At 69.0% G+C, this 21,811-nt stretch carries 18 protein-coding genes; 6 read left to right on the top strand and 12 right to left on the bottom strand.

Annotation, left to right across the window (positions count from 1 at the left end):
- Positions 1-119: 119 nt before the first annotated feature.
- Positions 120-545, bottom strand: coding sequence for a VOC family protein (locus QZM15_RS15205; protein ID WP_059573807.1), 426 nt, complete (start codon positions 543-545; stop codon positions 120-122).
- Between the two features lie 112 nt (positions 546-657).
- On the opposite strand from QZM15_RS15205, the gene QZM15_RS15200 reads away from it, so the two are divergent.
- The 3 genes from QZM15_RS15200 (at position 658) to QZM15_RS15190 (ending at position 4,731) form a co-directional block, all read left to right on the top strand.
- Complete coding sequence (locus QZM15_RS15200) at positions 658-1,548, top strand: LysR family transcriptional regulator (RefSeq protein WP_302106665.1); 891 nt, start codon at positions 658-660, stop codon at positions 1,546-1,548.
- Between the two features lie 395 nt (positions 1,549-1,943).
- Positions 1,944-3,104 carry a porin gene (locus QZM15_RS15195; protein WP_104012309.1) on the top strand — a complete coding sequence of 387 codons (1,161 nt, stop codon included), beginning with the start codon at positions 1,944-1,946 and terminating at the stop codon, positions 3,102-3,104.
- A 415-nt stretch (positions 3,105-3,519) separates the two neighbouring features.
- Positions 3,520-4,731 (top strand): transglycosylase SLT domain-containing protein, encoded by a 1,212-nt coding sequence (locus QZM15_RS15190; RefSeq protein WP_302106664.1) that lies wholly within the window; start codon positions 3,520-3,522, stop codon positions 4,729-4,731.
- Between the two features lie 168 nt (positions 4,732-4,899).
- Here QZM15_RS15190 and QZM15_RS15185 read toward each other — a convergent pair whose 3' ends face one another.
- Together QZM15_RS15185 and QZM15_RS15180 are read right to left on the bottom strand one after the other, a co-directional pair.
- Positions 4,900-5,235 carry a hypothetical protein gene (locus QZM15_RS15185; protein WP_059640920.1) on the bottom strand — a complete coding sequence of 112 codons (336 nt, stop codon included), beginning with the start codon at positions 5,233-5,235 and terminating at the stop codon, positions 4,900-4,902.
- A 280-nt stretch (positions 5,236-5,515) separates the two neighbouring features.
- Positions 5,516-6,262 carry a MipA/OmpV family protein gene (locus QZM15_RS15180; protein WP_124861064.1) on the bottom strand — a complete coding sequence of 249 codons (747 nt, stop codon included), beginning with the start codon at positions 6,260-6,262 and terminating at the stop codon, positions 5,516-5,518.
- Positions 6,263-6,507: 245 nt separating this feature from the next.
- Here QZM15_RS15180 and QZM15_RS15175 point away from each other — a divergent pair, with 245 nt between their 5' ends.
- Together QZM15_RS15175 and QZM15_RS15170 are read left to right on the top strand one after the other, a co-directional pair.
- Positions 6,508-7,233 (top strand): response regulator, encoded by a 726-nt coding sequence (locus QZM15_RS15175; RefSeq protein ID WP_059573813.1) that lies wholly within the window; start codon positions 6,508-6,510, stop codon positions 7,231-7,233.
- On the top strand, positions 7,234-8,619 hold the full coding sequence (locus QZM15_RS15170) for an ATP-binding protein (protein ID WP_302106663.1): 1,386 nt from the start codon (positions 7,234-7,236) through the stop codon (positions 8,617-8,619). It begins immediately after the preceding gene.
- A 44-nt stretch (positions 8,620-8,663) separates the two neighbouring features.
- On the opposite strand, the gene QZM15_RS15165 is transcribed toward QZM15_RS15170, so the two are convergent.
- From QZM15_RS15165 to QZM15_RS15140, 6 genes are all read right to left on the bottom strand, one after another.
- Entirely contained in the window at positions 8,664-9,704 is a 1,041-nt protein-coding gene (locus QZM15_RS15165; protein WP_124861069.1) for an iron ABC transporter permease, read from the bottom strand.
- Complete coding sequence (locus tag QZM15_RS15160; RefSeq protein ID WP_302106662.1) at positions 9,701-10,693, bottom strand: ABC transporter substrate-binding protein; 993 nt, start codon at positions 10,691-10,693, stop codon at positions 9,701-9,703. The genes QZM15_RS15165 and QZM15_RS15160 overlap by 4 nt, the downstream gene beginning before the upstream one ends.
- A complete protein-coding gene (locus QZM15_RS15155) occupies positions 10,690-11,475 on the bottom strand; it encodes an ABC transporter ATP-binding protein (RefSeq protein ID WP_060965887.1) in 786 nt (261 codons plus the stop codon). Before QZM15_RS15155 ends, QZM15_RS15160 begins: the two co-directional genes overlap by 4 nt.
- A gap of 11 nt (positions 11,476-11,486) precedes the next feature.
- The gene (locus QZM15_RS15150) at positions 11,487-13,577 is read right to left on the bottom strand and encodes a TonB-dependent siderophore receptor (protein ID WP_302106778.1); all 2,091 of its coding nucleotides are present in this window, start codon (positions 13,575-13,577) and stop codon (positions 11,487-11,489) included.
- A gap of 438 nt (positions 13,578-14,015) precedes the next feature.
- Complete coding sequence (locus tag QZM15_RS15145; RefSeq protein WP_226225408.1) at positions 14,016-14,456, bottom strand: nuclear transport factor 2 family protein; 441 nt, start codon at positions 14,454-14,456, stop codon at positions 14,016-14,018.
- A gap of 46 nt (positions 14,457-14,502) precedes the next feature.
- Positions 14,503-16,527, bottom strand: coding sequence for an FAD-dependent oxidoreductase (locus tag QZM15_RS15140; protein ID WP_302106661.1), 2,025 nt, complete (start codon positions 16,525-16,527; stop codon positions 14,503-14,505).
- 154 nt (positions 16,528-16,681) lie between these two features.
- On the opposite strand from QZM15_RS15140, the gene QZM15_RS15135 reads away from it, so the two are divergent.
- Complete coding sequence (locus QZM15_RS15135; RefSeq protein ID WP_302106660.1) at positions 16,682-17,233, top strand: PadR family transcriptional regulator; 552 nt, start codon at positions 16,682-16,684, stop codon at positions 17,231-17,233.
- A 149-nt stretch (positions 17,234-17,382) separates the two neighbouring features.
- Here QZM15_RS15135 and QZM15_RS15130 read toward each other — a convergent pair whose 3' ends face one another.
- The 3 genes from QZM15_RS15130 to QZM15_RS15120 all read right to left on the bottom strand — a co-directional run bounded on the left by QZM15_RS15130 (position 17,383) and on the right by QZM15_RS15120 (position 21,390).
- Positions 17,383-18,363 (bottom strand): NADPH:quinone oxidoreductase family protein, encoded by a 981-nt coding sequence (locus tag QZM15_RS15130; protein ID WP_302106659.1) that lies wholly within the window; start codon positions 18,361-18,363, stop codon positions 17,383-17,385.
- Positions 18,364-18,607: 244 nt separating this feature from the next.
- Positions 18,608-20,932 carry a xanthine dehydrogenase family protein molybdopterin-binding subunit gene (locus QZM15_RS15125; RefSeq protein ID WP_302106658.1) on the bottom strand — a complete coding sequence of 775 codons (2,325 nt, stop codon included), beginning with the start codon at positions 20,930-20,932 and terminating at the stop codon, positions 18,608-18,610.
- Positions 20,929-21,390 carry a (2Fe-2S)-binding protein gene (locus QZM15_RS15120; protein WP_059573824.1) on the bottom strand — a complete coding sequence of 154 codons (462 nt, stop codon included), beginning with the start codon at positions 21,388-21,390 and terminating at the stop codon, positions 20,929-20,931. The genes QZM15_RS15125 and QZM15_RS15120 overlap by 4 nt, the downstream gene beginning before the upstream one ends.
- Positions 21,391-21,811 lie beyond the last annotated feature (421 nt).

Genomic DNA, 21,811 nt, shown 5'->3' with positions numbered 1-21,811 from the left:
AGAACGGCGCGCACGGACGGATGCCGTGCGGCGCGGCGCCGGCCGTCGCACCTGCGCGCGGCCGGATCCGAGGCCGCATTCTCGCACCCGATTTCGATCGGCGCAGGCGCCGCGGCAGGTCACTTCGCGAACAGTTGGCCGATGTCGCGAAACGCCTTGAACTCGAGCGCATTGCCGCACGGATCGAACAGGAACATCGTCGCCTGTTCGCCGACCTGCCCCTGGAACCGCACGTACGGCTCGATCACGAACGTCACGCCGAACGAACGCAGTCGCTCGGCCAGCGCCTCCCAGCTTGCCCAGTCGAGCACGATCCCGAAATGCGGCACCGGCACGTCGTGGCCGTCGACCGCATTCGTATGCGCGCTTTCCTGCGACGCGGTTTTCGGGTGTTCGTGGATCACGAGCTGATGGCCGTAGAAGTTGAAGTCGACCCACTGCGCGCTCGAGCGTCCCTCTTCCAGCCCGAACACGCGGCCGTAGAAATCGCGCGCGGCCGGCAGGTCGTGGACGGGAATCGCCAGGTGAAACGGGGAAAGACTCATGATGGCCTCGTGAAGGAACGCTCGCGGGGCGCGAGGACGGCACCATGGTAGACAAGCCCGGACAAAAATCAAATCAATATAAAATTGGCTGATTCACAAACGGAATTGATGAATGATCCGCGAACTGAAAACCCTCGTCGCCGTCGCCCGGGAAGGCACCTTTGCCGCCGCCGGCAACCGTATCGGGCTCACGCAGGCGGCCGTGAGCGCGCAGATGCAGCGCCTCGAAGCCGAACTCGGCTTCGCGCTGTTCGACCGGCAAGGGCGATCGGCGCGGCTCAACGAAATGGGTCATCACGTGCTGGACCAGGCGCAGACGCTGATCGGCCTGTACGAGAACCTGAGTTCGACCGCGCCCGGCTCGCCGGCCGCCGTGCGCGTGACGATCGGCGCGATCGCATCGGTGCAGAGCGCGCTGCTGCCGGCCGCGCTGGCCGATTTCCATCGCCGGCACCCCGCATGCCGCACGCGCGTGATACCGGGGCTGTCGATCGAGCTGGTCAACCGGGTCGACGCGGGCGAGATCGACATGGCCGCGATCATCCGGCCGCCGTTTGCGCTGCAGAGCGACCTGCACTGGACGACGCTCGCACAGGAACCGTTCCGGCTGATCGTGCCGCGCGGCGTGAAGGGCAAGGACTGGGCCGCCCTGCTCGCGAGCGAGCCGTTCGTGCGCTACGATCGCGCGTCGTTCGGCGGCCGCCAGGTCGACCGCTTTCTGCGCAAGATGCACATCGCGGTGCGCGACACCTGCGAACTCGACGAGCTCGACGCGATCGTCAAGCTGGTCGAGAACGGCGTCGGCGTCGCGATCGTGCCGCAGACCGGCGTGTATCGCCGCTGGCCGGCCGGCGTGCGCGCGATCGACCTCGGGCATCACACGTTCCATCGCGACATCGGCCTCGTGCATCGCGCGCGGCGCACGATGTCGGAACCCGCGCAAACGCTGGCGCAACTGATCGAGGCGGCGTCGCGGCGACGCTCGCCGCCGCAAGCCGCGTGATCGACACGTGGCGGCTCGGCGGCGAATGGGCAAGCCGCGATGTCGTCCGCCCGACGCGAATTGCCCGCCTTATCACATTCATTCCGGTCACGCCAATTCAATCCGTTAAATAACGATTTGACGAAACGATAACAATGTTGGGAATGAGGCAATTCGCCCGAAAACCACCTGGAATTATCACTCGACACGCAAAACTCAACGACACCTCACCCAAACTCGGCCCCCTATTGGTACGCAACGATCAATAATCCAAATCCCTCAATGATGAATTTCATAAAACAGGCCTGTCTGCAGCAGGCCACAATGGAGAATTTCATTTTTGCGGTTTTATCGCGGCTCTGTAGTCTCCTGCCATTCCGGATCACGAACCCACACCAATGCGCAAGGAGAATGAAATGAAACGCACGACCCTCTCGCTGATTTCGCTCGCGTCGTTCGCGGCGATGCCCGTCGCGCATGCACAGTCGAGCGTCACGCTGTACGGCGTGATCGACACGTCGATCACCTATGTGAACCATGCGCAAGGCAAGGACAACGCGTGGATGCTCGGCAACAGCAGCGCGGGCAACCTCGCCGGCAGCCGCTGGGGCGTGAAAGGCACCGAGGATCTCGGCGGCGGGCTGAAGGCGCTGTTCCAGCTGGAGAACGGCTTCGACCCGAGCAACGGCCGGCTGGGCCAGGGCAACCGCCTGTTCGGCCGGCAGGCCTTCGTCGGGCTGGCGAGCGACCGCTACGGCACACTCACGTTCGGCCGCCAATACGACCCGCTCATCGATCTCGTGCAGGGCATCACCGCCGACAACTATCTGGGCAGCGCATTCGCGACGCCGGGCGACGTCGACAACTACGACAACAGCTTCCGCGTCGACAACGCGGTGAAGTACACGTCGGCCGTCTATTCGGGCCTGCAGTTCGCGGCGATGTATTCGTTCGGCGGCATCGCCGGCAGCACCGGCGCCGCGCAGTCGTACTCGGCCGCCGTGTCGTACAACAACGGGCCGTTCAGCGTCGCGGGCGGCTACTTCCACGCGACCAACAGCCCCGCGTCGAGCGGCGTGCGCGACGGCTGGACGAGCTCGTCGGACGGCACGTTCGACGGCCCGATCAACAACGGCTACGCGAGCGCCCATTCGATCGGCATCGCGCGCATCGCGGGCCAGTACGTCGCCGGCCCGTTCACGTTCGGCCTCGGCTACAGCAACGCGCAGTACCGCCGCGACGCCAGCTCGGTGTTCGGCTCGAACGAGCACTACAACACGGGGCAAGGCTTCGTGAACTACCAGGCGACGAATGCGCTGCTCGTCGGCGTCGGCTACAGCTACACGCGCTCGGGCGGCGACACGTCGGCGACCTATCACCAGGTATCGGCCGGGGCCGACTACAACCTGTCGAAGCGCACCGACGTCTACCTGACCGCCGCGTACCAGCACGCGAGCGGCCAGACCGGCGACGGCAAGGGCGGCTCGATGGCCGCGCAGGCATCGATCGGCTCGTACGGTTATGCGGGCACGAGCTCGCAGACGATGGTCAACCTCGGCCTGCGTCACCGTTTCTGATCGCGATACGGCAGGACGGCCGGCCGCGCGCAGCGCGACCGGCCGAATCCGCATTGCGCAAACGGCGGCTTCGGCCGCCGATTTTTTATCGCTTTCCATCGCCCCGCCAACGGTCGCGGCCGATTGTCCCTGTCGCGCCGCTTATCGCCGGCTTTACCACGCAGCTGACGCAGTACGTCAGGTTTCCGTCGCCGCCGTTGCATTCGCATTCGCGCACGCATTCGCGCAATTTCCGGCCATTTTTACCGATCATGCATCGTCCCGGCCGCTGATCCGGCGCGATAAAAATGCCCGGCGAACGCGCGGGCAAATGCAAAGGAAAGTTTGACGCGAACCATTTGCCCGCCTGCTATGGCACACTTCGCGTCTGCGTAATTTCCTTGCACCGGGCGGCCGGATTCCGCCCCATCCTGCCATGCCGCGTCATACTTCTCGCCCGCTCGGTCGCGCCACGCTGACCATCGCCTCGACGATCGCGCTCTCCTGCGCGCTCTGCGGCGTCGCGCGGGCCGACTGCCTGGACGACGCGGCCGCGTTCCAGCACGTGAGCGTCAGCCTGATGCGCGGCATCGCGCAGGTCGAATCGGGAATGAATCCGAACGCGGTCAACACGAATACCAACGGCACGGTCGACATCGGGCTGATGCAGATCAACAGCACGTGGCTGCCGACGCTCGCGCGCGAAGGCATCACGCGGGAAAGCCTGTTCGATGCGTGCACGAACGCGTATGTCGGCGCGTGGATCCTGTCGCAGAACATCCGCCAGCTCGGCCCCAACTGGAACGCGATCGGCGCGTACAACTCCGCGTCGCCCGACAAGCGCCTCGCGTATGCGCGCAAGGTCTATGATGCAATCCGGACCATGCCGGATTCGCCGGATACTCCCATGCCCATCCTTCCACCGTCCTTCACGCCGCCGCAACAGGCGCAGACGTACAACCCGTTCGCGAGCCTGAGCGTGTCGGCGCCGCCCGTCACGCGCGCACGCACGATATCGCCGGCCTCGCCGCCTCCGCCGCAGCAGGGCGGCGGCCCCGCCGGCCCGGCCGGTACGTACAACTTCGGATGGACGGTCACCGGCGCCGACCAGGCCAAGCCGACCCAGGTGTTCGACGACGGCGCACGGGTCTACGTGCAGTTCAGCGACATGAAACACGTGCCTGCGATCTTCACCGAAACGTCGGCCGGGCGCGTGCTGATGTCGTGGGAGCTGCAGTTTCCGTATGCCGTCGTGACGCGTCCCGCGCAAACGTTGATCTTCCAGCTCGGGCCGTTCGAAGCGCGCGCGCAGCGAGGGGCGGCGGCCGCCGGCATGACCGCGCAGGCCGGGACGGCGGGCACGGCAACGGCCGGGGCATCGAAGAAATCGGCCAGTGCGGCCGCGAATGCGGCGACGAACGCGGCGCCCAATACGGCCGCGAAACGCACGGCCTCGGCCGATGCGCTGTGGTACGTGAATACGCCGTCGACGTCGGGCACGGCGGCAGCCTCGCCTTCGACCGCGAATATTCCCGCCACGCTGCCGACGGCCATCACGTCGAACACGCCGCCGCCCGCGCCGGCTCAGGCACCGGCCGCTCAGCCGTCGCGCGCCAGCGCGGACGCGCTGTGGTACATCTCGAAGTGACGCGCGTCCGACCGCACGCGCATCGCGGCGATCATGGGCCCGCGGTCGGCCGCGGTTCGGGCGCGTTCATGTCGTCCACCCGTTGCAGCTCGGCCGTGCCGTTCTGCTGAAATGCACGCGCAGATAACGTGACGTCGACGATTCCGGCTGCGGAATCGTCACACGCCCTCACCCGCGCCGCACCCAGATCACCTTGCCGTCGCGAATGCCGAGATTGCGGCGCTCCTCGCGATAGTCCATCGTGCCCGGCAACGACTTGCCGTCGCGCTCGAGCACGCGCCACAGGCAACCGTCGAGCAGCGCGGCCGCATCGGTTTCGGTCTTGCCGACCAGCGCGTCGTCCGGCGTGGCGTCCGCCTTGCACGCCGGCGCGCCGCCCGGCTGCGCGGGAATCGTCGCCGCGCCGCCGGCGGTGGCGTTGCGGTGCTGCGTGTTCATGTCTGCACATCCTGCAAAAGTTGCGCTCGCAACGAGTGCAACGAGCATCGCGATCGTGTTCTTCATCGGTTTCTCCCTGTCTCGGCCCGGCGGTCCATGTGCGGCATTCGTGCACGACCGGGCATCGCATGCGTGATCGGTTCCGCACGCTGCCGGCCGTTTCCTGACGGAGCCGGCCAGCGAACGGCGGCCATTTTCGACCTGGCCGAGCCGTCTCGGCGCACCTGCGTCGCGGGCCGGCCCGACGCCGGACCCGAGCGCATGTTACCGCACGCGGTTCGCGGCGACCGCGCGACGCCGACGCAACGCATGCGCCCGGCACACGCCGGCCCGCGTCGGCATCCGTTCAGAACTTGTAGGTGACGCCCGCGATGCCGTAGTAGTTGCTGCGCGACTGCACGATCGGGCTGTCGCCCGCGCGGCCGAGCAGCCGCGTCACGCCGCCGGTCGCGAGCACCGACCAGTGCCGCGACAGCGTCCAGTTCCATGCCACCGCCATCGACGCGCTGTCGATCCCGCCGCTCGCCGAATACGGCCGGAACCGGCTCGTCAGCGACTGTGCATCGGTCACGCCGTAGAAGGTCTGCATGTAGCGTCCCGAGCCCGCGTGCACGGTGCCCGTCACGATGATCTCGTGCCGCGACGTCTTGAGTACCGGCACCGCGAGATCCACGTGCCCCGACACGCCGCGCGACGTGTGCGTCACCGGCGTATCGATCGTGACGCTCAGTTCCGCCGCATCGAAGAACGTCACGCCGGCGCGCACGCCGACGAGCACCGAGCCCGGAATCCGCCCCATTCCCTTCAGGTAGTCGGAGCCCGGCAGATCGAAGCGGTTCTCGTCCGCGCGGCCCGCGTCATAGCTCACCGCCGCCGACACGAACGCACCGTGCGGCAGGTTCAGCCGGTAGCCGGCGCCCTGCGTGCTGTCGATGAAGAAGCCGTTGCCGAACGTGGCGGAAAACGACGGCGCGACGACGCCGCGATACTGGTTGCTGCCCGCGTAGCGCGGTGCGAACCCGCCGCCGAGCGACAACGCATACTGGTTTTCCGCGTGGGCGGCGGCGGCGAGGGTCAGGCCGGCGAGCGGCATGCAATAGCGGTAGCGTCGAAGTAATGGGCGCACAATATTGAGATAAGAGTGACGAAGCCCGCAGTCTAGGTGCCGCCCTGCGCCGAGACTGTCCCGAATGTGCGGCGAATCTGTGCGCAATTGTGTTCGATTGTTCGAGATTGTCTCCCCGCTGCCCCGCCGGTCGATCCGCCGGCTAGAATTCGCGTGCCGCGTCGCGCACCACCCCGCCGGGTGCGAAATGGCGCGTGCGCCCTGAGGAGACCATGAACGAAGTTCCGCTCAAATACCGTGTGCTGCTGATCGAGGACGACGATCGCCTCGCGCAGCTCGTCCGCGAATATCTCGACGGCTACGAATTCGCGGTGACGGTCGTGCGGCGCGGCGACCTCGCTGTCGCGGGCGTCCGCGAGCACCAGCCGGCCCTCGTGATACTCGACCTGATGCTGCCGAATCTCGACGGCATGGAAGTCTGCCGGCGCATCCGCGCATTCACCAACGTCCCGGTGCTGATCCTGACCGCGCGCGCGGACGTGTACGACCAGGTCGCCGGGCTCGAGACAGGCGCCGACGACTACGTGACGAAGCCGATCGAGCCGCGCGTGCTCGTCGCACGCGCCCGCGCGCTGTTGCGCCGCGCGCAGCCGGCCGCGGTGGAAGCGCCGGCCGTCGCGCCCGACGCGCTCGTATTCGGCGAACTCACGATCTCGCCGCCGAACCGCACCGTCACGTGGCGCGGCGAGCCGGTCGAGCTGAAGACCGCCGAATTCAACCTGCTGCTGATCCTTGCGCGCGCGGCCGGCACCGTGCTGAGCCGCGACGACATCCTGAAGCAGTTGCGCGGGATCGAATTCGACGGGCTCGACCGCTCGGTCGATTCCGGCATCTCGAAGCTGCGCCGCCGCTTCGAGGACGCTTCGTCGGAGCCGCACAAGATCAAGACGATCTGGGGCCGCGGCTACCTGTTCAGCCCTTCCGCATGGGACGAGTGAATGCTGCGCCCGCTACTCCGGTTGTATCTCGTCGTGATCCTGTTCGTCGGCGCGTCGATCATCTTCATCCAGCTGTCGTTCGACCGGATCTTCTACGAGCGCGGCGCGCAGGCTCAGCGCGACTCGCTGACGACCTACTCGTTCGTGCTGAACGACTATCTCGAACGCCATCCCGGCGCGCAGCGCGAGCTTGCGTTGCGCGAACTCGCGTTGCACGGCCGCGAAGGGTTCGGCTTCATGTCGATGGCCGACGCGCGTGCGCAATTGAGCGGCGCGCCGCTGCGCGATCTCGATGCCGGCCGGATCGCGATCAGCTACAACGGCAAGGATTACTACATGCCGCTCGCGGACGGCTCGGTGCTGCATGCGCGCCCGATCGAGGCGCCGGACCTCGACATCCGCATCTATGCGTACATGCTGCTCGCGCTCGCGACGCTGCTCGCGGTGGTGCTGTGGATTCACTATCACTGGCGCGACATTCGCCGGCTGCAGGATGCCGCGCGCGCGTTCGGCGCCGGGATGCTGTCGACGCGCGTGAAGCTGTCGGGCAAGTCGAACATCTACGAGCTGTCGCAGCAGTTCAACGACATGGCCGCGCGCATCGAGGCGTCGATCAAGCAGCAGCGCGAAATGATGCACGGCATCTCGCATGAACTGAAAACGCCGCTCGCCCGACTCGAATTCGGGCTCGCGCTGCTCGCCGACGCCGACGAAACAGGCCGGATGCGCGAGCGCCGCGACGCGCTGCGGCGCGACGTGCGCGAACTCGACGAGCTCGTCACCGAGCTGCTGACGATCGGCCGGCTCGAACAGGGGGCGAGCGAGCTCGCGCCGATGGAAGTCGACGTCGACGCGCTGATCGACAGCGTCGCCGGCAACGTCGCGGACGACATCGCCGATCGCGGCATCGCGCTCGACGTGTCGACGCTCGATGCGCCCGCGACCCATGTCTGCGATCCGAAGCTCGTCGCCCGCGCGCTGCTGAACCTGATTCGCAACGGCGCGCGCTATGCGTCGCGCAAGGTCGTGCTGGCCGCCACGCGAGACCGGTCCGGCGCGCTCGTGCTGAGCGTCGACGACGACGGCCCCGGCATTCCGGCCGCCGAACGTGCCCGCGTGTTCGAGCCGTTCCAGCGGCTGGATTCGAGCCGCGACCGGCAGACCGGCGGCTTCGGGCTCGGGCTCGCGATCGTGCGGCGCGTCGCGCAGGTGCACGGCGGCGACGTGCGGCTCGAGGATTCGCCGCTCGGCGGCGCGCGCTTCGTGATCACGCTGCCCATGCGCGCGCTGCCTGACACGCTCTTCGACGTCGCGCAGGGCGCGGCGAGCACGCACGCCGACGCGCGCCACCGCAGCGGCGCGGGTGCGGTCATCCCGCTTCGATAAAACACGCGGCGTGGTCGGCCTGCCCCGCCCGACCGCGCCGCCGCTCAGCGCCGACGCAGCAGCGCGACGAAGAACAGGCTGCCGAACAGTGCGGTCACGATGCCGATCGGCAGATCCTCCGGCGCCGCGAGCGTGCGCGCGGCGACATCGGCCCATACGAGCAGGATCGCGCCCGCGAGCGCGGCGACCGGCAGCAGCCGGCCGTGCTCGGCGCCGACGACGCGACGGCACAGATGCGGCGTCACGAGCCCGACGAAGCCGATCGCGCCGCTCACCGCGACCATCGCGCCCGTCGCGAACGACGCGACGACGAACACCTCGCGCCGCATCCGTGCGCTCGGCACGCCGAGCGACGCGGCGGCGACATCGCCCGACATCAGCGCATTCAGTTCGCGTCGGCGCGCATGGAGCGCGCCGACGGCGAGCACCGCGCACACGGCCGGCACCGGCAGCAGGTCCCAGCGCGCGAGCCCGACGCCGCCGAGCATCCAGAACAGCACCGACGATGCGGCGCGCTGGTCGCCGAGATACAGCAGCAGGTTGCCGAACGCGGCCATCATGAACGACACCGACACGCCCGCGAGCAGCAGCCGGTCCGATTCGAGCCGGCCGCTCCGGTAAGCGAGCGCGACCACGCACGCGGTGGCCGCGAGCGCCCCCGCAAAGGCGGCGGCCGACAGCGTAAACGGGCCGAACGCCGCGCCGGCCACCACCGTGACCGCGACCGCGCCGAGCATCGCGCCCGCGCTCACGCCGAGCAGGTGCGGATCGGCCAGGCGGTTCGCGGTCGCCGCCTGCAACGCGACGCCGACCGTCGCCAGCGTCGCGCCGACGATCGCGGCCAGCAGCGCACGCGGCATCCGGATCAGCCACACGATGCTGTCGTCGCCCGCTGCCGCGGCGAACGCGTCGGCGCCGCCGAACGCCGACGCGACGTGCGCGGCGACGATCCGCACCGCGGCCGGCATCGCGATCGGCGCCGGGCCGAACGCGGCCGACACGACGATCGACGCGATCAGCAGCACGGCCAGCGCCGGCAGCACCACGCGCATGCGGGGCCGCGCCGCCCGCCCGCGCTCGCTCATCGCGCCGCTCCGGCAAATGCGGCCGGATACAGCGCGCGTGCGAGCGTCTCGACGGCCGCGACGTTCTCGGGGCCCGGCGTCGCGGCGTCGTACGGAATCACGACGAAGCGCCGGTCGCGGATCGCGGCCACGCGCGCGAGCGCCGGCTGGCTCGACAGGAACTGCTGCTTCTGCGCGGCCGTGACCGCCGAATAGTCGACGATCACGATCACCTGCGGATCGCGCGCGACCACGCTTTCCCAGCTCACCTGCGTCCAGCTGCGCGGCAGGTCGTCCATCACGTTGCGTGCGCCCGCCGCCGCGAGCAGCGCGGTCGGCATCGCGAGCCCGCCCGCCGTCATCGGCTTGTCGGTGCCGCTGTCGTACACGAACACGCGCAGCGGCGCCGGGCGCCCGATCGCACGCGACACCGCCGCGAGCCGCGCGCGCATCGCGGCGACGACCTGCGCGGCGCGCGCATCGACGCCGAAGATCCGGCCGAGATTGGTCAGGTCGCGGAACACGTCGTCGAACGATGCGGCCGACTGCTTCATCACGTGCGAACACGATTCGGTCAGTTCGTACGTGCGGATGCCGAACGGCGCGAGCGTCGCCGGCGTCACCGGCCCGCCGACATGCATCCCGTAGTTCCAGCCGGCGAGATAGAAGTCGGCGCGCGCGGCGGCCAGCACTTCCAGCGACGGATACTGGCTCGCCAGTTCGGGCACGCCGCGCAATGCGTCGCGCACGCGCGCGGTGCCCGTCTTCCAGCCGCCGATGCCCGTATAGCCGACGAGCCGGTCCTTCAGGCCAAGCACGAGCATCATCTCGGTGAGGTTCACGTCGTTGCTCACCGCACGCCGTGGCGCATGCTCGAACGTCACGTCGCGGTCGCAACTGCGCACGGTGACCGGATAGGCGAGCGCGTGAACGGCCGCGCAGCCGAGCACGGCGGCGGCAAGCAGCCGGCGGGACACGAAGGACAAGAGAGTAAACGGCATGGCGGTCATTCCGGATGAAGCGGCGTGATGCGCGGGCGGCCCGTGACGGGATGGCGATCGACGAGCGCGGCGACGCCGAACACGTCGCGCAGCAGCGCTTCGGTCAGCACGTCGTCCGGCGCGCCGGACGCGACGACGCGGCCGTGCGCGAGCACATGGAGCCGGTCGCAATACGCGGCCGCGAGATTGAGGTCATGAATCGTCGCGAGCGTCGCGATGCCGAGGCGGCGCACGCGCGCGAGCAGTTCGAGTTGGTGACGCAGGTCGAGATGGTTGGTCGGTTCGTCGAGCAACAGCAGCTCGGGCTGCTGCGCGAGCGCGCGAGCCAGCAGCGCGCGCTGCTTCTCGCCGCCCGACAGCGACGCGAAGCGCTGGGCGCGGCGCTCGACGAGGCCGACGTCGTGCAGCGCGGAGTCGACGATCCGGCGATCGTCGGCCGATTCCGCATCGAACGCCCGTTTGTGCGGCGTGCGGCCCATGCCGACCAGTTCGTCGACCGTCAGCCCGAAATCGTCCGGCGTTTCCTGCTGCAGCACCGCGATGCGCCGCGCGACCGCGCGCGGCCGCATGCGCCACACGTCCTCGGCGTCGAGCGCGACGCGACCCGCGTCGGGGCGCGCGTAGCGGAACACGCAGCGCAGCAGGCTCGTCTTGCCGCTGCCGTTCGGGCCGACCAGCCCGACGAATTCGCCTTCGGCCACCGTCAGCGTCACCGAATCGAGCACGTCGACCGCGCCGCCGGGAGACCAGCGCACGCGTTCGATGTCGAGCATGTGGGTGACGGCACGCATGTCGTGCCGGCTTAGAAGCGCATCGTCGCGACGAGCTCCGCCGAGCGCGACGGGCCGAGCAGCCATTGCTCGCCGCCGTTCGACGTCGTCACCGCGTACGTGCGGTTCGCGAGATTGCGCAGCGTCAGCGCGAGCTCGGTGCGCGACGTCGGCTGCCAGCGCAGCGACGCATCGAACACCGTATACGACGGCACCTGTATGCGATTGGCGTCGTCGCCGTAGGTCGGGCCGACGTAGCGCACGCCCGCATTCGCCTGCCAGCGCTCGGCGAACGCCCAGCCGAGCCACAGGTTCGCGGTCCGCTGCGGCACGCCGGACGGCACGTTGCCGGCCCGCGACACCGTCGCGCCGCCGGCCGTCTGGTTGAATGCGTCGTAGCGCGCACGCAGCAGCGCGACGTTCGCATCGACCGTCCAGCCGTGCGGCAGCCGCGCGCCGCCCGTCAGCTCGACGCCGCGCGACGATTGCCGGCCAACCTGCTGGCGCAGCGCCGGATTGAACGGATCGGTGCTGAGCAGGTTGCGCTTCGTGATGTCGTACACGGCGAACGTCCAGTACGCGCGACCGTCGGGCAGCGTCTGCTTGAGGCCGGCTTCCCACTGTTCGCCGGTCGCGAGCCGGTAGCCCGCCTGCGACGCCGACAGCGTCAACAGCGAGCCGACGCCCTCCGCGCCCGTCGTGTACTGCGCATACGCGGTGAACGTCGGTGCGATGTCGAACACGAAACCGGTGCGCCAGCCGACGTTCGCGAATCGCTTGTCGAAGCGCGCGCCGGTCGCCGCCTGCTCGCGGCTGAACGCGATGTGGTCGTAGCGCAGCCCGCTCACCCACGCGAGCCGCGGCAGCACCTCGAGCCGGTTCTCCGCGAATACCGCCGCCTGCCGCGCGCGCGTGCTGAACTGCGGCACGGTCGGGTCCGGGCTCGTGAATACGCCGGGATCGAAGCCGTGCGCCGGTACCGTCGTTTCGCCGCCGTACGGCGAATTGTTGATGCCGCTGAACGTGGTCTGGCTGAATTCCGTGCCGACGACGAAACGGTTCGCGCGACCGAACAGCATGCCGTCGAAGCGCGCGCTCAGCCGGTCGCCGATCTGTCGCTGATGGTGGCCGATGTCGAGATAGTCGCCGCGCGTGACACGTCCCGTCGCGCGGTCCAGCACATACGATTCGGCATTGCGCCAGTGGCGGTTCGAGGTCAGGTAGTAGAGCTGGTTGTCGATCGTCACGCCGGCCGCGGGCCGGTAGCTGGCCGACAGGCGCGTCCACTGGTCGTAGTACGAAATCGTCGCGTCACCGACCGTGTAGTTCAGCTTGCGCAGCGACGGATCGAGCACGCCGTTCGGCGCGGGCACGCCATAGTACGTCGCGGGCATCTGGCGCCCGTAGTCGTAGTCGAGCGTCAGCGTGAGCCGGGGGCTCACGTCGACTGTCAGCGCGCCGCCGATGGCCGTCGTATGCGTATCGGCCCGCTCGGCGAGACCGTTCGCGCGCGCATCGCTCGCGTAGAAGCGGTACGACAGCCGCGGGCCGAGCGCGCCCGTCGTATCGAACGCGAAGCGCTTCGCGCCGTCGGGGCCGACGCCGGCCTGCAGCGTCGTCTCGCGCGTGCGCCGAGGCCGCTTCGGCACCACGTTCACGACCCCGCCGATCGCCCCTTCGCCGTACAGCACCGATGCCGGCCCGCGCAGCACCTCGATGCGCGCGACCGACCACGTGTCGAACGGAAACGTGATCGTGCCGGCCGCCGGCATCAGCCGCACGCCGTCGAGCAACATCATCACCGATTCCTGCCCGCTGAAGCCGCGCACGCTCGATGCGGTGCCACCGGTGCCCGGTGCGATCGCGCTCGCAAAGCCGGCCGTGCGCGTGACCGCGTCGAGCACGGTGCGATCGCCGCGTGCTTCGATCGTATCGGCCGTGACGGTTTCGACGCTCGCGGGCGTGTCGAGGCTCGCGAGCCCGAGCCGCGAGCCCGTTTCGAGCGGTTGCGTCAGCGGATCGGCCGGTGCGGACGAAGCCGTGACGCTGATCGCCGGCAGCGCGTGCCGGTCGTCCGGCGCCGATGCGGCGGCTTCGGCGGCCAGCGCGCCGGTGGTCGCGATCGCGCAGCCGACCAAGGTCGTGCAACCGCGTGCCGCGCGCGTGCGCCAGGCGCTCGCGTTCCGGCGCGGCGCGGCATGGCGCCGCGCCCCGCGCGCCGGGGTGTGTCCGATTCTCGTCACGTCGTATCGATCTTCGCAGGATGTCGTCGCACACGAGCGGCCCGGGCAGCCCGCCCGGCCGGCGACGAAAACCTCGGATGATACAATATATCAACTTGGTTCGTCAGGATTTTGACAGCTTGGGTCGCAGCTCCGCGCGTCTGCGGCGGGAAACCGAACTGCATCCGCGGCTTGTCGGCCTGCGGCCGATTGCGTGCCGTGAACGCGTGCACCCGCACACGTACGCGCTTGCCGTGCGCGTCGTCGAGGCTGCGCCCGACCTCGCGCGGGGCCGGCAACGCGGCCGCAAGCCGGTTGCACGCTAGCGCGTGTTCCCGCTCACCCGCCGGTCTTGAACGCCGGCAACAGCTGCCCGAGCCGTGCACCCATTTCCGCGCCGAGCGCCTGCAGCGCATTGAACGGCCGGATCATCACCTCGAATTCGACGATTCGCCCTTCGTCGTCGAAGCGGATCATGTCGATCCCCTTCAGCGCCTTGTCGCCGACGGTCGCGTCGAACTCCAGCACGACGCTCTTGCCGTCGTCGGTCGCGAACTGGCGGTGATACGTGAAATTCTCGAGGATCGTGATCACCGTGCGCAGCGCCATCAGCAGCGCGGGCGCCGGCCCGTACGGCTTGAACGCCATCGGCGAACGGAACACGGCGTCCGGATGGACGATCGATTCCAGCGCGCCGAAATCCCTGCGCTCGACCATCGCGTGCCACGCGTCGAGCGATTTCGCGACGGCGGGATGAACATTCAGCAGTGAGTGCGTCATCGCGGTCTCCAGTAACGTTGTTGGATCGAATGGAAACGAGTCGGTATCAAAGCGTCGCGGCCAGCGTCGTGCCCTGGTGAATCGCGCGCTTCGCATCGAGTTCGGCGGCCTCGTATGCGCCGCCGATCAGATGCACGCGGCATCCGGCGGCTTGCAGTTGCTCCGCCAGCTCGCGCGACGGCTCCTGCCCCGCGCAGATCACGACGTTGTCCACCGGCAGCGTCTGCTCGACGCCGTCGATCGTCACGTGGAAACCGTCGTCGTCGATGCGCCGGTACGTGACCGCCGACGACATCCCGACGCCGCGCGCCTTCAGCGCCGCGCGGTGAATCCATCCGGTGGTCTTGCCGAGCCCGTCGCCGACTTTCGACGCCTTGCGCTGCAGCAGATGCACGTGCCGCGCCGCCGGCTCGGGCCGCGCGGCGCCGAGCCCGCCCGCGGTCGCATACGTGCTGTCGACACCCCATTCGCTGAAGAAACGGTCGGCATCGACGCGCTCGCCGCCGTCGCGATGAACGAGATATTCGGCGACGTCGAAGCCGATGCCGCCCGCGCCGACGATCGCGACGCTGCGGCCGACGGCGTTGCCGTCGCGCAGCACGTCGAGATAGCCGAGCGCCTTCGGATGGTCGACGCCTTCGATCGGCGGTGTACGCGGCACGATGCCCGTCGCGATCACCACTTCGTCGAATTCGCGTTGCAACAGCATCTCGGCGCTCGCACGCGTATTGACGTGCAGCGTGATGCCGCGCAACTCGATCTGCCGGCGGAAGTAGCGCAGCGTCTCGTTGAACTCTTCCTTGCCGGGCACCTTCTTCGCGAGGTTGAACTGGCCGCCGATCTCGGCGCCGGCCTCGTACAGCGTGACCGCGTGACCGCGTTCGGCCGCCGTGACCGCGAAGCCGAGGCCCGCCGGGCCCGCGCCGACCACCGCAATCCGCTTGCGCCGCGGCGCGGGACGAATCACGAGCTCGGTTTCATGGCACGCACGCGGGTTCACGAGGCACGACGTGATCCTGCCGCTGAACGTATGGTCGAGACACGCCTGGTTGCAGCCGATGCACGTGTTGATTTCGTCCGCGCGCCCTTCCCGCGCCTTGCGGACGAATTCGGCATCGGCGAGGAACGGCCGCGCCATCGACACCATGTCGCAATAGCCGTCGGCGAGCAGTTGCTCGGCGACTTCCGGCGTGTTGATCCGGTTGGTCGCGACGAGCGGAATGCCGACCTTGCCCATCAGTTGCCGCGTCACCCACGCATACGCGGCGCGCGGCACCTTGGTCGCGATGGTCGGAATGCGCGCCTCGTGCCAGCCGATACCGGTGTTGAGGATCGTCGCGCCGGCCGCCTCGATCGCCCGCGCGAGCCGGATCACCTCGTCGAGCGTCGAGCCGCCTTCGACGAGATCGAGCATCGACAGCCGGTAGATGACGATGAAGTTCGCGCCGACGCGTTCGCGCACGCGCCGCACGATCTCGACCGCGAAGCGGATGCGGTTGTCGTACGCACCGCCCCACGCATCGTCGCGATGGTTCGTGCGCGCGGCGATGAATTCGTTGATCAGGTAGCCCTCGGAGCCCATGATCTCGACGCCGTCGTAGCCCGCATGCTGCGCGAGCGCCGCGCATCGCACGAAATCGGCGATCGTCTCGTCGACCTCGTCGCTCGTCAACGCATGCGGCGTGAACCGGTTGATCGGCGCCTTCAGCGCGCTGGGCGCCGCGAGCGCCGGGTGATACGCATAGCGCCCGAAATGCAGGATCTGCAACGCGATCCTGCCGCCTTCCGCGTGCACCGCGCGCGTCACGACACGATGGCGTTCGGCTTCCGCTTCGGTCGTCAGCATCGCGCCGCCGGGCGCCGGGCGGCCACGCTCGTTCGGCGCGAAGCCGCCCGTGACGATCAGCCCGGCCTCGCCCCGTGCGCGCTCCGCATAGAACGCCGCCATCCGCTCGAAGCCGTTCGGCGCCTCCTCGAGGCCGACGTGCATCGACCCCATCAGCACGCGGTTCCGGAGCGACGTGAAGCCGAGTTCGAGCGGGGTCGTCAAATGCGGATAACGGGATGTCATCGGGAGCGTCTCCAATTTTTATGCAACAAGTTGCACGAATGGTAGCTCGCCGCCCTCGTTTATGCAACATGTTGCATAAACAGAGTCCCGTCGTTTGTGCCGTGGCCCCGATATGGCAAGATGCAGGCCATTGCGCAGCCTCCTTCGATCCGACATGTCCCTGCCTCACGCGCTTCTCACCGCCCTCGCCGAACGTCCCGGTTCGGGGTCCGAGCTCGCCGATCGTTTCGATCGCTCGATCGGCTACTTCTGGCAGGCGACGCATCAGCAGATCTATCGCGAACTCGGGCGTCTCGAGGAAGCGGGCTGGATCGAATCGCTGCCGGCCGAATCCGGTCGCGGCCGCAAGCGCGCGTACCGGATCCTGCCGGCCGGCAAGAAGGAATTGCGGCGCTGGATCGCCGAACCGGAAGATCCGACGCCGTTGCGCGAAGCATTGATGGTGCGCCTGCGCGCGGAGGCCGTGCTCGGGCCGGCCGGCCTCGAGGACGAGATCCGGCGGCGCATCGCGCTGCATCAGGAAAAGCTCGACCTGTATCTGCAAATCGAGGCGCGTGATTTTTTGGCGGCCGGCGCTCCGGCGGCCGGCGAGTCACGCACGAAGCGCCTGCAGCATCTGGTGCTGCAGGCCGGCATCGCGAACGAGCGGTTCTGGGTCGAGTTTTCGCAGCACGCGCTCGATACGCTGCGTCTGCCGAAGGATTGACGCCGCGGCGCGGCGGTTCGCTTCACCGCCGCTCGACATCGTGCGTCTGACTACATGGCGAGGATGCCTTTACAACGGTCGCCCCGCGCCCGTCGTCATGAAGAACCCGCCGCGCGGCCCGCGTTGAATCGCCGCGCGGCGAAACCGGATCACGCGTCCGGGAAAATCACCACCTTGCCCTTCACCTGCCGGTTCGCCATCCGCGCGATCGCGTCGGCCGCACCGTCCAGCGACACGCGCTCGGTGATCGCGGGCCGCACCTTGCCGGCCGCGAACCATTCGGCGAGCAGCCGCATGTTCGCGGCATGCTGCGCCGGATCGCGCCGCACCGCATCGCCCCAGAACACGCCGAGAATGTCGCGCTCCTTCAGCAGCGCGAGGTTCAGCGCGATCTTCGGAATCTCGCCGGCCGCGAAGCCGACCACGAGAAACCGGCCGCGCCACGCGGTCGCACGCAGCGCCGCTTCGCTGCATGCGCCGCCCACCGGATCGTAGACGACGTCGGCGCCGCGCCCGCCGGTCAGTTCGTCCACGCGGCGGCGCAGATCCTCGGTCGCATAGTCGATCGTCTCGTCGGCGCCCGCGTCGCGGCACAGCGCGAGCTTGTCCGCGCTCGACGCCGCCGCGATCACGCGCGCACCGAGCGCTTTCGCGATCTCGATCGCGGCGAGCCCGACGCCGCCGGCCGCACCCAGCACGAGCAGCGTCTCGCCCGCCTGCAACCGCGCACGCTGCTGCAACGCGTGCAGCGACGTACCGTAGGCGAGCACGAGCGCCGCGCCCTGCTCGAACGTCATGCCCGGCGGCAGCGCGGCGAGCTGGTGCGCATCGGCCACGCACTGCTGCGCGAACCCGCCGTGCCCGGTAAACGCCATCACGGAATCGCCGGGCCGCCATGCGGTGACGCCGTCGCCGACCGCATCGATCACGCCGGCAAACTCGGCGCCCGGCGAAAACGGCAGCGCCGGTTTCACCTGATAGAGCCCCTGGACGATCAGCGCGTCGGGAAAATTGAGCGACGCCGCCTTCACCTGGATCCGGACCTGCCCGGCAGCCGGTTCGGGAATCGCGACGTCCTCGATGCGCAAGCGGTCGATCGGGCCGAATGCGGTACACAACAGGGCTTTCATGCGCTTCTCTCTCCTTGCGCGGCGTGGCCGGGCATCGGTATGGTCCGCGGGATCCGCCCGCTCGGCCGGTTCGCGACGCACGCACGATGGCCTTCGGCATCGGCACGATCGTCAGCATTCCGGCCGGCAGAAATTTAGCACGGTCGTTCGCCACCGACAACGACGCACACGCGAGTCCGCGCACCGGGAGGCGCGCCGGGCCGCGCGATGCGGCCCGGCGCCGCCGCCACGAACGGTGGTTGCGTCAACCCGCCCGCGGTTTCGCGAGCTGATCGGCCACCGGCAGGCTGCGGATACGCGTGCCGGTCGCCGCGAAGATCGCGTTGGTCAGCGCCGGCGCGACGGGCGGCAGGCCCGGTTCGCCGACGCCGCCGAGCGGCGTCGAGTAGTCGTCCGGCGCGACGAGATGCACGCGGATCTCGCGCGGCGCCTCGTTCATCCTCAGCACCTGGAAGCCATTGAAGTTGCTCTGCTCCGGGTGGCCGTCCTTGAACGTGATCTCCCCGTGCAGCGCGATGCCGAGCCCCATCACCACCGCGCCCTCGAGCTGCGAGCGCACGCGCTCCGGATTGACCTGCGGCCCGCAGTCGATCGCGATGTCGACGCGCGGCACCGAGATCCCGCCGTCCGCGCCGACCTGAACCTCGCACACGGCGGCCGTGTACGACACGAAGCTGCGATGCGCGGCGATCCCGAGCCCGTGCCCCTTCGGCAGCTTGCGCCCCCAGCCGGCTTCGCGGGCGACCGTCTCGACCACGCGCCGCAGCCGCCCCGTATCGACCGGATACAGCGCGGGATCCTCGCCGTAGTTCACGTTCCTCACCGTGATGTGCGGTTCGAAACGCCGCGCGGGCCCGATCAGTTCGAGCAGGAAATCCTTCGGATCGCGGCCGGCCGCATGCGCGAGCTCCGACACGAAACTCTGGATGCCGAACGCATGCGGGATGTTGTACACCGAACGGAACCAGCCGATCCGCGTGTGCGCTTCGGCGGCCGGATTCTCGATCCGCACGTTCGGAATCGCGAACGGCAGATCCGCGATGCCCTGCGCGAGTTCGCCCGGCTGCTCGTGCACGACGCCGGCCCGGAACGTCGACTGGATCGACGGCGCGACCGTGCGATGCTGCCACGCGACGACCTTCCCCGACGCATCGATCCCGCCGTCGAACGCCTCGAGCGACACCGCGTGGAAGTAGTCGTGCGCGATGTCGTCCTCGCGCGTGAAGGTCAGCTTCACGGGCGCGCCGACCGACTTCGACAGCAGCGCGGCTTCCACCACGTAATCGGGCTTCGACTTGCGCCCGAAGCCGCCGCCGAGCAGCGTCACGTTGACCGTCACGCGCTCGGTCGGCAAGCCGAGCGCCTTCGCGATCTCGTCGCGCGTGGTCTGCGGCGCCTGCGTGCAGGTCCACACTTCGCAACGGCCGTCGGCCACGCGCGCGACGGCCGCGGGCGGCTCCATCGTCGCGTGCGCGAGATGCGGGACGTAGTACGTCGCACGCACGCGTTTCGCGGCGCCGGCGAGCGCGGCCGCCGCGTCGCCGTCGTTGCGGATCACGTCGCCCGGCTGCGCGGCGGCCGCTTCGAGCGTCTTGCGATAGGCGGCCGAGTCGTAGCCCGCATGCGGCCCGCGCTTCCAGTCGATCTTCAACTGCGCGCGTGCCTGGATGGCCGTCCACGTATCGCGCGCGACGACGGCCACGCCGCCGAGCGGCTGGAAGCCGGACGGCAGCGGCGTCGACGCCAGTTGCACGACCTTGACGACGCCCGGCAGCTTCTCGGCGGCCGACGCATCGAACGACGCGACCGTGTCGCCGTAGGCCGGCGGTCGCGCGACGACCGCATACAGCATGCCGTCGAGCCGCGTATCGATCCCGTACTGTGCCCGGCCGCCGACGATGTCGCGTCCGTCGATCAGCGCCGTCCTGCCCTTGCCGATATAGCGGAATTCGGCCGGCGCCTTCAACGCGAGCGTCGTCGCATCCGGCACCGGCAGCGCGGCCGCTTTCGCCGCCAACTCGCCGAAGCCGAGTGTGCGTCCGGTCTTCGGGTCGACGACCTCGTGCACCGTCACCTTGACCTGGCGCGCGTCGACGCCCCACTCCGCAGCGGCCGCCTGCGCGAGCATCGTGCGCGCGGCCGCGCCCGCGCGGCGCAGCGCGGCGAAGCTCTGGCGCAAGCTGCGCGACCCATCGGTATTCTGGTTGCCGTAACGCGGCTCGTCGCCGACCGCTTGCGCGACCTTCACGCGCGCCCAGTCCGCGCCCAGCTCGTCGGCCACCACGAGCGCGACGCTCGTGCGCACGCCCTGCCCCATCTCGGAGCGGATGCAGGTCACCGTGACGGTGCCGTCCGTTGCGATCGCAACGAACAGGTTCGGATCGTCGCGCAAGCCGTGCGGCATGCCCGCGCCGCCGTATCGCGGATTCGCGCTGACGGGCGGCTGCACGGGCGCGGCCGCCTGCGCGAGCGACGGCACGCCGAACGCGAGCAGCAGCCCGCCTGACGCGAAGCCGAGCAGCAGCGCGCGGCGGCTTTCGTTGTGGACGGAGAGTTCGGATGCGCTCATGCGGCACCTCCGCGGCGCACGGCCAGCCGGATCGCCGCGCGAATGCGCGTATAGGTGCCGCAGCGGCAGATGTTGCCGGACATCGCATCGTCGATGTCGGCGTCGCTCGGATGCGGATTCGTCTTCAGCAGCGACGCGGCCTGCATGATCTGCCCGGACTGACAGTAGCCGCACTGCGCGACGTTCAGTTCCTGCCACGCCTGCTGCAGCGGGTGCGTGAGGTCCGTCGACAGCCCCTCGATCGTCGTCACGCGCTTGCCGGAAGCCGCCGCGACCGGCGTGATGCAAGACCGGATCGCCACGCCGTCGAGATGGACGGTGCACGCACCGCATAGCGCCATGCCGCAGCCGAACTTGGTGCCGGTGTGGCCGAGGACATCGCGCAGATACCAGAGCAACGGCATGTCGGGATTGCCGTCGAAGTGCTGCTCGCTACCGTTGACGGTCAGCGTGATCATCGTTCACCTCCTGGTTGCGATGCCGGTCTGGCAGGCATCGGGTGGGGATTCGAACGGCGCGGCGCACATTCCGAACGATCAGGCAGGCGTGGCGCCGTTTCGTCGGCCGTGTCCCGTGCAGGCACGGCCGGGCGGATGCCGCGAACGATGCTGTCGGCCGGTTGCCCGTGCAACCTTTCAACCGAACGCCGGCCGGCCGCTCGTCCGCATGGATCGCCGTCGGCATTATCGAACCATTTCGGATTTGACGTCGGACCGGGGCGATTCGAGAGTTTTAGGCAAGCGGGAAGAAAACACGGCCGGGAACGGCGCGTGTCGGCGGCATGGCTGGCGAATGCAACGGCACGATTCGTGCCGGGGCGCACACGTGCAAACATCCGGCCGACCTCGCGGCCGGACCGGATGCTCGATGGATGCGCGC

It is taken from the genome of Burkholderia sp. AU44665 (genome assembly GCF_030504405.1).
In the GTDB taxonomy this organism is placed as follows: domain Bacteria; phylum Pseudomonadota; class Gammaproteobacteria; order Burkholderiales; family Burkholderiaceae; genus Burkholderia; species Burkholderia semiarida.
The sequence above is the reverse complement of the archived record's forward strand: the minus strand, read 5'-3'. Positions and strand labels throughout refer to the sequence as shown.